Raw genomic sequence first — 13552 nt, 5'->3', positions numbered from 1 at the left:
CGCAGGTCGAAGAGATCGTCCAGGCGCTGAGGACATCTCTCGTGGAGAACGAGCGGCTGCGTCAGCAGCACCAGCGCCTCGTCGACGAACGCACCGAGCCCATCGCCGTCGTGGCGATGAGCTGCCGCCTCCCGGGCGGCGTCCGGTCACCGGAAGACCTCTGGCGGCTCGTCCTGGACGGCGAGGACGCCATGTCGGGCTTCCCCGACGGGCGCGGCTGGGACGCGAGCTGGCTGCGCGGCCTGGAGGATTCGGGCATCACTCCGGAGGGCGGCTTCGTCCACGACGCCGACGCCTTCGACCCGGTGCTCTTCGGCATCAGCCCCCGCGAGGCGCTGGCGATGGACCCGCAGCAGCGGCTCCTCCTCGAAGCCGCCTGGGAGGTGCTCGAAAGGGCCGGGGTCGACCCCACGTCCGTACGGGGCACCGACACAGGGGTGTTCGTGGGCGCCTCGTCATCGGGGTACAGCGCGGGCATGTACGGCGACGCCGAGGGCAGCGAGAGCTTCCTGCTCACCGGCAGCGCGGGCAGCGTCCTCTCGGGCCGGCTCTCCTACACCTTCGGCCTGGAGGGGCCGGCGGTGACCGTGGACACTGCCTGCTCCTCGTCGCTGGTGGCGCTCCACATGGCCGTGCGTTCGCTGCGCGGCGGCGAGTGCTCGCTGGCGCTCGCGGGCGGTGTGACGGTCATGGCGTCCCCCGGCGCGTTCGTCGAGTTCAGCAAGCAGGGAGGGCTGGCGGGCAACGGCAGGTGCAAGTCGTTCGCGGCCGCCGCCGACGGCACCGGCTGGGGCGAGGGCGTGGGCGTACTGCTCCTGGAGCGGCTGTCCGACGCACGGCGCAACGGCCACCAGGTCCTGGCCGTGGTGCGGGGCAGCGCCGTCAACCAGGACGGCGCGAGCAACGGCCTCACCGCGCCCAGCGGCCCGGCCCAGCGCAGGGTGATCGGCCAGGCCCTCGCCGACGCCGGACTGGCGCCCGCCGATGTCGACGCGGTGGAGGCGCACGGCACGGGCACGACGCTGGGCGACCCGATAGAGGCGCAGGCGCTGCTCGCGACGTACGGCCGACAGCGGCCCGCCGAGCGGCCGTTGCTGCTCGGCACGGTCAAGTCGAACATCGGCCACACGCAGGCCGCCGCCGGGGCCATCGGTGCGATCAAGACGGTCCTCGCGCTCGGCCACGGCGTGCTGCCGCGCACCCTGCACATCGACGAGCCGACCCCGCACGTCGACTGGTCGAGCGGCGCCGTGTCGCTGCTGACCGAGGCCGTCGCCTGGCCGGACACCGGGCGGCCCCGGCGGGCCGGGGTCTCCGCCTTCGGGCTGAGCGGCACCAACGCCCATCTGATCCTCGAACAGGCCCCGGACTCGGAATCCACGCAGGCCCCGGACGCGCAACCCACCGAAGCCCCGGATGGTTCGGACGCCGGGGCCGCGGGCACCCCGTTGCCCGTCGTGCCGATCCTGGTGTCCGGGCGCACGGACGAGGCGCTGCGCGGACAGGCGGCCCGCCTCATCGACCGGCTGCGCGAGACCCCGGACGTACCGCTGGCGGACCTCGGGCGGACCCTCGCCGGGTCCCGCGCGGCCCTGGACCGCCGCGCGGTGCTCCTGGCGGCCGACCACGCCGCTCTGCTGCGGGGGCTCACCGCGGTGGCCGCGGACAAGCCGGGCCGGGGTGTGGTCCGAGGCGCGGTGCGCGTCGCGGGCGGCACCGCCTTCCTGTTCACCGGGCAGGGCAGCCAGCGCCTCGGCATGGGCGAGGAACTCCACGCGCTGTTCCCCGCGTTCGCCGAAGCCCTGGACGCCGCTTGCGCCCGGTTCGACCCGTACCTGCGGACGCCGCTGCGTGCGGTGATGTCCGGCACCGACGCGGACCTGCTCGACCGGACCGAGTACGCCCAGCCCGCGCTGTTCGCCTTCGAAGTGGCTCTCCACCGGCTCCTGGAGTCATGGGGGATACGCCCGGACGCGGTGGCCGGTCACTCGGTGGGAGAGCTTGCCGCCGCGCACGTCGCGGGCGTCCTCTCCCTGGCGGACGCCTGCACGCTGGTCGCGGCGCGCGGCCGGCTGATGCAGGCGATGCCCGCGGGCGGCAGCATGGTCTCCTTCGAGGCGTCGGAGCAGGAGGTGCGGGAGTCGCTGGAGCAGGTGCGCGGCTCGCTCGCGGGCCGCCCCGACGCCGCCCTGTCGATCGCCGCCGTCAACGGCCCCGCGGCCGTCGTCGTCTCCGGCGACCGCGCGTCGGTCGACGAGGTCGCGGCGCTGTGGACGGCGCGCGGCCGCAGGCACAAGGAGCTGCGGACCAGCCACGCCTTCCACTCGGCCCACATGGACGCGATGCTGGCCGATTTCAGGTCCGTCGCCGAGGGCCTGACGTTCCGTCGTCCGGAGATCGACGTCGTCAGCACACTGACCGGCGAACGGCTCACCGCGGACCAGGCGGTCTCCGCCGAGTACTGGACCCGGCAGGTCAGGGAGACCGTCCGCTTCGCCGATGCCGTGCGGCGGCTGAGCGACGACAGCGTCACCACGTTCGTGGAGCTGGGGCCCGGCGGGGTGCTGACCGCGCTCGCCCGGGGCTGCCTGGCCGACCGTACCGATGCCCGGCAGCCGCTGCTCGCCGCCGCGCAGCGACGCGACAGGCCCGCGGCACACGCGCTCCTCAACATGCTCGCCGAACTCCATGTGCAGGGCAGGACCGTCGACTGGGACGCCGTGTTCGCGGGCCGCGGCACCCGCCGCGTCGACCTGCCGACCTACGCCTTCCAGCGGCAGCGGTACTGGCCCGCGCCCCCCGAGGCCCGCGCCGACGTGCCGGAACCCGTGGCCGAGGACGGCGGCTTCTGGAGCGCGGTGGAACACGGCGGGCCCGCCGCGGTGGCACGGCTCCTGGACGCGCCCGAGGAGGGCGAGGCCGCGCTGCGCACGGTCCTTCCGGCCCTGGCCGCGTACCGCAAGCGCCACACGCGCTCCACGCTGACCGGCGACTGGCGCTACCGGACGGCCTGGGAGCCGGTCACGGTCCCCGGATCCGTGTCGCTGCACGGCAGCTGGCTGGTCGTCGGCCCGGACACGGCCCCCGCGGCGGACGTGACACGGGCGCTGCGCGCCCACGGGGCCGAGGTGCTCCGCGTGCCCCTCGCGGGCGCGGACCGGGACACCCTCGCCGACGCCGTGAACCGGCTGTGGCCCGACCCCGCGCTGCCCCCGCTGGAGGGCGTGCTGTCACTGGAGGCGCTGTCCGAACCCGCGGACGGGAGCTGCCCCGACGGTGCGCTCGCGGCGACGGTCGCCCTGTTGCAGGCACTGGGTGACAACGGCGTCTCCGCGCCGCTGTGGTGTCTGACCGCGGGCGCCGTGCGCACCGCGGGCACCGACCCCGCCCCGGATCCGGTCGCCGCTCAGCTCTGGGGCCTGGCAAGGGTCGTGGCGCTGGAGCACCCCGAGCGGTGGGGTGGCGTCGTCGACCTGCCGGCCGCCCTGGACGAGGCCGCGCTCGACGGCCTCGTGGGGGTGCTCGGCGCAGCGGACCGCGAGGACCAGCTCGCCGTGCGCGCCTCGGGAGTAGTGGGGCGCCGGCTGGTGCGCGCCCGCACCGAGGGCCGGGAGCCGGTGCGCAACTGGACCCCGCACGGCACCGTTCTGCTGACCGGCGCGGCGGGCGAGCACGCCGCCCATGTGGCCGGCTGGCTGGCCGAACAGGGCGCCGACCACGTGGTCCTCGCCGGTGCGGGCGGCCAGCAGGCAGCGGTCGTGGAGGAGCGGGTGACCGCCGCGGGCGCGAAGGTGACCGTGCTGCCCGACCATGTGGAGGACTGCCCCGACCTGGGCGCCCGGATCGGGCACCTCGCACGCCTGAGCCATCTCACCGCCGTCGTGCACATCGCGCTGCCGACCGCCGTGGGCGTCCCGCTGGCCGAGACCGAGCCCGCCGAGCTGGCGCGGGCCGTGCGCGCGGAGACCGGACTCGCCCGGCTTCTCGACGGGGCGGTCACCGTTCCCGAACTCGAGGCGTTCGTGGTGTTCTCCTCCACCGCGGCCACCTGGGGCGGCGGCGGCTTCGCCGTCCGCGCGGCGGTCGGCGCCGCCATGGACGCCCTCGTGGAGGCGCGCAGGGAGCGCGGCCTGCCCGGCACCTCCATCGCCTGGGCGCCGTGGGCCGGCTCGTCCCCCGGGGCCGCCGACGAGCAGCTTCGCAGGCGCGGGGTGCGGCCGCTGCGCCCCGGCCCGGCTGTGGTCGCGCTCCAGCAGGCGCTGGACCACGACGACACCTGCGTGGCCGTCGCCGACATCGACTGGGCGCGGTTCGCGCCCGCGTTCACCGTCGCCCGGCCCAGTGCGCTGCTCACCGGGATCCCCGAGGCGCGGGCGGCGCTCGCCACGCCGGTGGCCGGGGCGCGGCCGGACGAGTCCCCGGCGGCGTTCACCGCACAGCTGGAGAGCTGCTCGCCGCCCGACCGCTATCAGCTGCTGCTCGAACTGGTCCGCAGCCGTGCGGCGGCGGTGCTCGGTCATGCGTCGGCCGACCACGTAGATGCCGACCGGGACTTCCTGGAGCAGGGATTCGACTCCCTGACGGCGCTGGAGCTGCGCGACGCCCTGCAGACGGCGACCGGCCTCGAAGGTCTCTCCGGCACGCTGCTGTTCGATCACCCCACGCCGTCCGAGCTGGCCCGGCACCTGTCGGCCGTGCTCGTCGACGGCGACACCGGCGCGGAGCAGGGCGGGGGCACCGCCGCGCCCGCGGCCGGCAGGGGGCCCGCCGCCGGAAACGGCGGCATCCTCGGCCGGCTGTTCCGGCACACGCGCTCCCAGGGGGAGTCCACCGAGTACGCGAAGGTCCTGCTGCGGCTCGCGGAGTTCCGCCCGGTCTACACGGACCCGGCCGACCTGCCGCGTCCCGCCACCGTCGTGCCTCTCGTGCCGGGCAGGGGACGGGACCCGCAGGGCGCCCGCCGGGCCGGGTCCGGCGGGGAGCTGCCCCCGGTCTTCTGCTGCTGCACGATGTCGATGCTCTCCGGAGCGCACGAGTACGCCAGGCTCGCGGCCGGGTTCCGCGGATCGCGCAGCGTGTACGCGCTGCCGCACCCGGGCTTCGCCGAGGACGAGGCGCTGCCGACTTCCTACGACGTCCTGATGCGTACGCACGCGGAATCGGTCCTGCGCACAGCGGGGGACGGGCCGTTCGTGCTGACCGGCCACTCCGGCGGCGCACAGCTGGCCAACTCCCTCGCGCACGAGCTGGCCGGGCGGGGCCGACCGCCCGCCGCCGTCGTGCTCCTGGACAGCTACCCCACGGACAGCGACGTGATGGCGCAGTGGGTCCCCGAGCTCCTGGACGGGATGCTGGAGCGGGACAGCGCCTACACGCCGATGGACGACTTCCGCACCACCGCGTGGGCCGCGTATCTGCCGCTCCTGCACGGCGTGACGCCGCAGCCGGTCGATGTGCCCACGCTGCTGATGCGGGCGAGTACCCCCCTGAACGAGTGGACGGGGGAGGGCGACTGGCGCGCTTCCTGGCCCCTGCCGCACACGGCCGTCGACGCACCGGGTGACCACTTCACCCTGATCGGCGACCACGCGGCGGACACCGCCCGTCATATGCAGGAATGGCTCAGGAGCGAGGGCTGCTGAGCGGGCCGCCACCGCACCCCGTACAGGGGTCGGCGGCGGCGGTTAGGGGTTGCCGCGAGTTTGGCTCGATTCATAGTCTCCGGACTGGAGTCGACTTGGCGGACCCGTAGTTCGCATCAACTCTGCAAACGAATGGTTGATTATGCCTGTCGAAGCAAGGCCGAAAATCGGCGACGATGCCCAGATCTCCCTCGACGGTCGAGAGAAGGCCGAACTGACGGCTCTGGCAGAGGAGTTGAGGGACGCCGCACCCCGACTGGTCGACGACCCGCGCTGGATGGCCCAGGCCAGGGAACTCTCCTGTCTGCTGCCGCAGCGCCTGCGCCGGACGCTGCGCCAGTTCACCTGGAACTCCGGCCGCGAGGCCATGCTGCTGGTGCGCAACCTGCCGGTGGACCCCGAGACGGTGCCCGACACTCCGGCGGTCCGCGGCTCGGTGCAGCGCGAGAGCAGCACATCGGCGGCCTCGCTGGTCCTCATCGCCATGGCTATGGGCGAGGTGATCGCGTTCGACAAGGAGAAGTCGGGCGCGCTCGTCCAGGACGTGGTGCCGGTGCCCGGCATGGAGGAGTTCCAGGGAAACGCGGGCTCCATCAAGCTCAACATGCATACGGAGAACGCGTTTCACGAGCACAAGCCCGATCTGGTCGGCCTGATGTGCCTGCGCAACGACCACGAGAACATCGCGGGACTGCGGGTGGCCTCCGTACGCAACGCGCTCCCGCTGCTGTCCGACCGCACCAGGGAGATCCTCCACCAGCCCCGCTTCGTCACGGTCGCGCCCGCCTCCTTCGAGCTGGATGACGGCATGCAGGAGCCGCACGGCATCCTCGGCGGAAGCGTCGACGACCCCGACCTGAAGGTCGACTTCAGCAGCACGCTCCCGGTCGACGACGAGGCCGGCGAAGCGATGGCGCGGCTCGAGTCGGTCATCGAGCAGATCGCCCACACCCTGATCCTGCGCCCCGGCGACCTGGCGTTCGTCGACAACCGACTCGCCCTGCACGGACGCAACGCCTTCCAGCCGCGGTACGACGGCCGGGACCGCTGGCTGCAACGCGTCTTCGTACACCTGGACTTCCGCAGATCCCGCGCATTGCGGCGCCAGGACGGCCAGGTCCTCGGCGCAGCCTGACCGCCGCGCCGGCCACGCGCGAACGCACCGACACCGATCGAACCGAATTGAGGTACCCCCCATGACCGCGGGTGAGGACGACAGCACCTACAGCCGACCTGTCTCACCCACGGAGACATGGTTCCTGGTCTACCCCGACTCGGTTCCCGGCGTCATCCAGATCGTGGTCGAGGGCGCCGGGCGCATCGACCCCGACGAGCTGACCCGCGCGGTGGAGACCGCGTCCCGGGCCTGTCCCGGGGCGCGGTTGACCCGGCAGGGCATGACATGGGTGGACAGCGGCACGGCCCCGGCCGTGCGGGTGCTGCCCGCCGACTCCTTCGACCCGCGCACCTTCGCGGGCACCGAGCGGCTGCACAGCCCCCTCATGGGCCGCGACGGCGGCCCCACCTGCGAGATCCTGCTGCAGCCCGGCGATGCGTCGGACACGCTGATCCTGCGGGCCTTCCACGCCGTCATGGACGGCCAGGGCGTGCGCGCCTGGGCCGACGACATCTTCCGCGTGCTGCGCGGCGAGGAGCCGCTCGGCGCGCCCTCGCGCATCACCGAGTGCGATCTGATCGAGCAGGCGGGCGCCCCCGGGAGCCGCGACATCGAGCCCGATCTCGACTGGCCCTCGTCGCTCGGCTCCCGCCCGCAGGGACAGCACGCGTTCTTCTGGCGGCGGCGCACCGTCGACGGCACGCACCCGGCGCTGGTGGCGAAGGTCGCGCTGGCGGTCACCCGGGCCTGCGGGCTGAGCACCGGACGCTTCCTCGTCCCGGTCGACCTGCGCAGGTACCTGCCCGGTGTCCGCTCGACCGGCAACCTCACCAACAACCCGCTGTACGAGGTCCGCGCGGCCTCCGGCTGGGAGCAGGCGCACGAGCAGCTCCTGTCGATCCTCTCCGGCCGGCAGGACCTCGCGGCCCGGGTCGACCCCACGCTGCCCACCCAGGACCTGACCGTGCTGAGCCAGCAGATCATGGGGCTGGACGCGTTCTCCGCACAGCACGACCGCTACAGCAGCCTGGCGACGCTGTCGCACGTCGGCAAGGTGGACCTGGCCGACTTCAGCACGGACACGTTCCACGCCACGACGGTGTACTCGCTGCCCAACGCGGGCCCGCTCGGCCCGCCCGAGATCAACGCGGTGGAGTGCGGCGGACGCACGGAGATCACCATCGGCTGGTACGACGGCCCGCAGACCCCCGAACGGGCCGAGGCGCTGCTCGACCGGATCGAGGAAGCACTCTCCCCGCGCGCCCACCGCGAGTGGGACGCCAATGACACCGCGCGCCCCCTCGCCCACCCCGGCACGGTGGTCCAGCAGTTCCAGGAGCAGGTCGACAGGAACCCCGACGCCATCGCGCTGACCGGCCCCGAAGGGGACGTGACGTTCCGCCGGCTGAGCAGGCGGGCGGACGCCGTCGCGGCCGAGCTGCTCGACCGCGGCGCAGGCCGCGACACCCTCGTGGGGCTCCTCGCGGGCCGCACGGTCGCGGGCATGGCCGCCATCTGGGGCGTACTCAAGGCAGGCGCCGCGTATCTGCCGCTCGACCCGCAGCAGCCCGACCACCGCCTCGCCGACCTGGTGGCGGACGCCGGGGTGACCATCTGCCTGACCGAACGCGCCTACGCGGACCGCGAGTTCGCCGACCGGGCCGGAGCGCGGACGGTGCTCCTTGAGGACCTCGCGGAGTCCACGCGCAGGCCGGCCGGCGTCGATGTGCGGCCCGGGGACCTCGCGTACGTGATCTACACATCGGGGTCGACGGGCCGCCCCAAGGGCGTCGAGATCGAGCACCGCCAGCTGACCACCTTCGTCAGCTGGGCGACCCGGGTCTATGGTGTGGACGCCACTTCCCGTTTCCCGCTGTTCACCTCGCTCGCCTTCGACCTGTCCAACACGGCGCTCTTCGTGCCGCTCCTCGCGGGCGGTTCGATCGCGCTGGTGCCGGACGAGCCCAACCACGTGGTCCTGCGGGACATGCTGGAGAACTCGGGTGCCAACGCGCTCAAGCTCACCCCCACTCACCTCGACCTCATCAGCCGCTTCGATCTCGCGCCGCGCGGATTCCGCGCCGTCATCGCGGGCGGCGAGCTGTTGCGGACCTCGGTCGCGGACCGCGCCCAGCGGCTCTTCGGCCCGGACTGCGGGATCTTCAACGAGTACGGCCCCACCGAGACGACCATCGGCTGCATGACGCGGCGCTACGACGCGGAACGCGACGCCGGACGGCCCTCCGTGCCCATCGGCGTGCCCACCGACAACACCCGGATCCATCTGATCGACGGCACCGGCCGCTTCGTCGCCCCGGGCGAGGTGGGCGAGATGCACCTGGCGGGCGACCAGCTGGCGCGCGGCTACCGCGGCCGCCCCGACCTCGACCGCGAACGGTTCACGGCCCTGGCGGACGGCACCCGCGTCTACCGTAGCGGCGACCTGGCCCGCATGCTCCCCTCGGGCGAACTGGAGTCCGTCGGCCGCAACGACGAGCAGGTGAAGGTGCTCGGCTACCGCATCGAACCCGCAGAGATCGCCCGGACCCTGGAGGAACACCCCGCTGTGGCGACGGCGTTCGCCACCGGCCTCGTCAGGCCGGGCACGCGGGACAAGGTCCTGTGCGCCTACGTCGTGCTGCGCGGCGACGCGACCGTCGAGGAGCTCACCGCACACGTCACGGCACGACTGCCGCGCTACATGGTGCCCACCGCGACCTTTGTCGTCCCCGACCTGCCCCGCACGGTCAACGAGAAGGTCGACGTCTCGGCGCTGCCCGTGCCCTTCGAGGGACCGGCGGCCGACTCCGCGACGGCGGGTGCCGCGACGCGCAGCGAGACCGAGGACGTGGTGGCCAAGATCTGGGCCCGGGTCCTCTCGGTGGACGTCGACCGGCTCGGCGCGGACGCGGACTTCCACCGGCTCGGCGGCGATTCCGCCACGCTCCTTGCGATGCTGGCCGCGGTCAGCGCGGACATCGTGGGCATCGAGCGGGAGAAGGACTTCATGGCCGGACTGCCGGAGATCATCGCGGGCCCCACCCTGGCCAGGGTGGCGGGACTGGCCGAACAGGCGCGTGCGGGCAGCGGGGTGCTCGGTGCCTGACTCACGACCGGGCAGGCTGGTCGCGATCAGCGATCTCCACATCCGGTACGACGAGAACCGAGCGATCGTCGACGCCCTGAGGCCCGGCTCCGACCAGGACTGGCTGATCGTCGCGGGCGACATCGGGGAGCGCGTGTCGGACATCGAGTGGGCGCTGCGCACCCTGCGCGACCGGTTCGCCAAGGTGGTGTGGGCCCCGGGCAACCACGAACTGTGGACGGCCCCCGACGACCCCGTCCAGCTCCGCGGGGAGCAGCGCTATCTGCACCTGGTCGACCTCTGCCGCGGCCTCGGTGTGGCCACCCCCGAGGACCCCTATCCGATCTGGCAGGGCGAGGGCGGTCCAGTGGCGGTCGCCCCGCTGTTCCTGCTGTACGACTACACCTTCCGGCCCGCGGGGACGTACTCCAAGGCGGCGGCGCTGGAAGTGGCGGAGCAGGCCGGAGTGGTCTGCAGCGACGAGTTCCTGCTGCACCCCGACCCGTACCCCAGCAGGGAGGCGTGGTGCCGCGCCCGGGTACGGGCGACCGAGGCACGGCTTGCGGAGCTGCCCGCCGAACTGCCCACGGTCCTCGTCAATCACTTTCCCCTGGTGCGCGAGCCCACCCGGGTGCTGTGGCGCCAGGAATTCGCGCTGTGGTGCGGTACGACGGCCACGTACGACTGGCACCGACGCTTCCGTGCCAGGGCCGTGGTGTACGGACATCTGCACATCCCGCGGGTGATCACGTGCGACGGCGTACCGCACCAGGAGGTCTCCCTCGGCTATCCCAGGGAGTGGCGTCGCCGTCCGGGCGAGCCCGGACGTCTGGTGCCGGTCCTGCCGACGGACGTTCCCATATGACACCCCGCATGAGCTGAGGCTGCTCAGCGAATCCCCACAGAGTTGGAGTGGTGTGAGATGACTGTCCTGCACGAGCGCCCGGCCGGGCTGCCGGTGTCCGACGCCCGCGGCCGGGTCGCCGAACTGATGGGGATGCGGGAGCAGGCCGTCGCCGGCCCGGGCGAGAGGGCGACCGAGGCGCAGCATGCCAAGGGGAAGCTGACCGCGCGTGAGCGGATCGAGCTGCTGCTCGACCCGGGGTCGTTCAGCGAGGTCGAGCAGTTGCGCCGGCACCGGGCCACGGGTTTCGGTCTGGAGACGAAGAAGCCGTACACGGACGGTGTGATCACCGGCTGGGGCACGGTGGAGGGCCGGACGGTCTTCGTGTACGCGCACGACTTCCGGATCTTCGGCGGTGCGCTGGGCGAGGCCCACGCCACGAAGATCCACAAGATCATGGACATGGCTCTCGCGGCCGGTGCCCCGCTGGTGTCGCTGAACGACGGTGCGGGTGCCCGTATCCAGGAGGGCGTCTCGGCGCTGGCCGGCTACGGAGGCATCTTCCAGCGCAACACCAGGGCCTCGGGTGTCATCCCGCAGATCAGTGTGATGCTGGGCCCGTGTGCGGGTGGTGCCGCCTACTCGCCGGCCCTGACGGACTTCGTGTTCATGGTGCGTGACACCTCGCAGATGTTCATCACGGGGCCGGACGTGGTCCGCGCGGTGACGGGCGAGGAGATCACGCAGAACGGCCTGGGCGGCGCGGATGTGCACGCCGAGACGTCGGGCGTCGCGCACTTCGCGTACGACGACGAGGAGACCTGCCTGTCCGAGGTCCGCTACCTGCTGTCCCTGCTGCCGTCCAACAACCGCGAGATGCCCCCGGCCGTGGGCCCGGACGCCGTCGGAGGGAGCGGCGACGCGCTGCTCGACCTCGTGCCCGTCGACGGCAATCGGCCGTACGACATGACGAAGGTCATCGAGGAGATCGTCGACGACGGTGATTTCCTGGAGGTTCACGAGCGCTGGGCGCGGAACATCGTCTGTGCGATGGCGCGGCTCGACGGACACACGGTCGGAATCGTTGCCAATCAGCCGCAGTCGTTGGCCGGTGTGCTGGATATCGGGGCGTCGGAGAAGGCCGCGCGTTTCGTGCAGTTCTGCGACGCGTTCAACATTCCGATCGTGACGCTGTTGGACGTTCCCGGTTTCCTGCCCGGTGTCGACCAGGAGCACGGTGGGATCATCCGGCACGGTGCCAAGTTGCTGTACGCGTACTGCAACGCCACGGTGCCGAGGATCTCGTTGATCCTGCGCAAGGCGTACGGCGGTGCGTACATCGTGATGGACAGCCAGTCCATCGGTGCGGACCTGACGTACGCCTGGCCGACGAACGAGATCGCGGTGATGGGTGCGGAGGGCGCTGCCAATGTGATCTTCCGTCGGCAGATCGCCGCCGCCGAGGACCCCGAGGCGATGCGTGCCCGCATGGTCAAGGAGTACAAGACCGAACTGATGCACCCGTACTACGCCGCCGAGCGCGGGCTGGTCGACGACGTCATCGATCCGGCCGAGACCCGCGAGGTCCTCATCCGCTCACTCCAGATGCTCCGCAGCAAGCACGCCGACCTGCCGTCCCGCAAACACGGCAACCCCCCGCAGTGATGGGCAGACCGCCCCTCGTCCTGCCGGAGGAGGTCCGTCGGCTCTCCGAGCAGATGGCGGCCGCCGCGCGCGGTGAGGCATTCGTGCTGCAGATGGGCGACCGCGCGGCGCGGTCCGCGGGGGACGTCGAGACGAACGTCGTGGCCGGTGTCCGCACGCTCCTGCAGGCGGCGCTCGTGCTGACATACGGCGCTCAGGTACCGGTGATCAAGATCTGCCGGCTGCCCGTCCGTCACGGCGAAGCCCTCGACGCGCACTCGGTGACGGCGCTGAACATGGTGCGGGCGATGACCGACACGGCGGGCGTCGCCGATGTGCGCCAAGTGCACCGGTGGAACCAGGAGTTCGTCCGTACCACGGAGGCCGGAGCCCGATATGCGGCGCTCGCCCGGCGGATCGACCGCGTGATGCGCTTCATGGCCGCCTGGCCCGTCGACGACACCCCCCTGCGCACCACACGGATCTTCGCGGGCCATGAGGTGCTGCCCCGCGACCACGAGCGGCCGTCGCCGTGCCCCGAGCAGGCCCCAGACCCTGTCCCGTCGGATTTGTCGACCCACTTTCTCTGGCTGGGGGAGCGAAGCTGGGAAAAGGAAGGGCCGCACATCACGTTCGCGGAGTCCACCGATAATCCGGTCGGCCTTGAGATCGGCCCCGGTACCCTGCCCGAAGAAGCCGTCGAGTACGTCCGGCGGCTGGATCCACATTTCAGGCCGGGCCGGGTCACCTTGATGAGCGCCATGGGCAGCGACAGGGTGCGGGAAGTACTGCCGCCCATCGTCGAGAAGGTGAACGCGTCGGGGCATCAGGTTGTGTGGCAGTGCGATCCGGTGCGGGCGAATTCTCTTGACTCTTTGGGCGGTCCGAATAATCCGTCCCTTTTTCAACTTTCCGACGAGGTGCGCGGCTTCTTCGAAGTTCACAGGAGCCTTGGCTCGAGTCCGGGTGGAATACGGCTTGAGCGCATCGATGGAAATGTTGCCATAGAGCTGGCATTTCATATTGCCGAGTCGCTTCGCGGCTGACCTGTACCTATCTCTCGTTCCGGGAACCTGATCCTCGGCCGCCCCGGGTGGAGGCCGCTCCGGCGGGCTCGGTGCCAGGCTGTCCACAGCCCCTTTGATCTGCTGTCTCGCCTGGTCAACCCCTATGTGCGCCGACCTTCCCCCTGGGGTTGCGGCAGCAGGTTCCGGGTTCCC

Annotated in this window: 5 protein-coding genes and 1 pseudogene; all 6 read left to right on the top strand. The window is 72.2% G+C overall.

Going from position 1 to position 13552, the window contains the following annotated elements:
* Positions 1-14: 14 nt before the first annotated feature.
* Positions 15-5642: pseudogene (locus OHA19_RS43625) on the top strand (type I polyketide synthase); the annotation flags it as partial.
* A 142-nt stretch (positions 5643-5784) separates the two neighbouring features.
* Complete coding sequence (locus OHA19_RS43620; protein WP_331749065.1) at positions 5785-6777, top strand: TauD/TfdA family dioxygenase; 993 nt, start codon at positions 5785-5787, stop codon at positions 6775-6777.
* Between the two features lie 61 nt (positions 6778-6838).
* Entirely contained in the window at positions 6839-9865 is a 3027-nt protein-coding gene (locus OHA19_RS43615; RefSeq protein WP_331749068.1) for an amino acid adenylation domain-containing protein, read from the top strand.
* Entirely contained in the window at positions 9858-10709 is an 852-nt protein-coding gene (locus tag OHA19_RS43610; protein WP_331749070.1) for a metallophosphoesterase, read from the top strand. The genes OHA19_RS43615 and OHA19_RS43610 overlap by 8 nt, the downstream gene beginning before the upstream one ends.
* A 57-nt stretch (positions 10710-10766) precedes the next feature.
* Positions 10767-12353 carry an acyl-CoA carboxylase subunit beta gene (locus OHA19_RS43605; RefSeq protein WP_331754610.1) on the top strand — a complete coding sequence of 529 codons (1587 nt, stop codon included), beginning with the start codon at positions 10767-10769 and terminating at the stop codon, positions 12351-12353.
* Positions 12353-13378 (top strand): 3-deoxy-7-phosphoheptulonate synthase, encoded by a 1026-nt coding sequence (locus OHA19_RS43600; protein WP_331749076.1) that lies wholly within the window; start codon positions 12353-12355, stop codon positions 13376-13378. The genes OHA19_RS43605 and OHA19_RS43600 overlap by 1 nt, the downstream gene beginning before the upstream one ends.
* The last annotated feature ends 174 nt before the right edge of the window (positions 13379-13552 follow it).

This window comes from Streptomyces sp. NBC_00012, assembly GCF_045040875.1.
In the GTDB taxonomy this organism is placed as follows: Bacteria; Actinomycetota; Actinomycetes; order Streptomycetales; family Streptomycetaceae; genus Streptomyces.
Note: the sequence above shows the minus strand (reverse complement) of the source record. Positions and strands in the feature narration are given on the sequence as shown.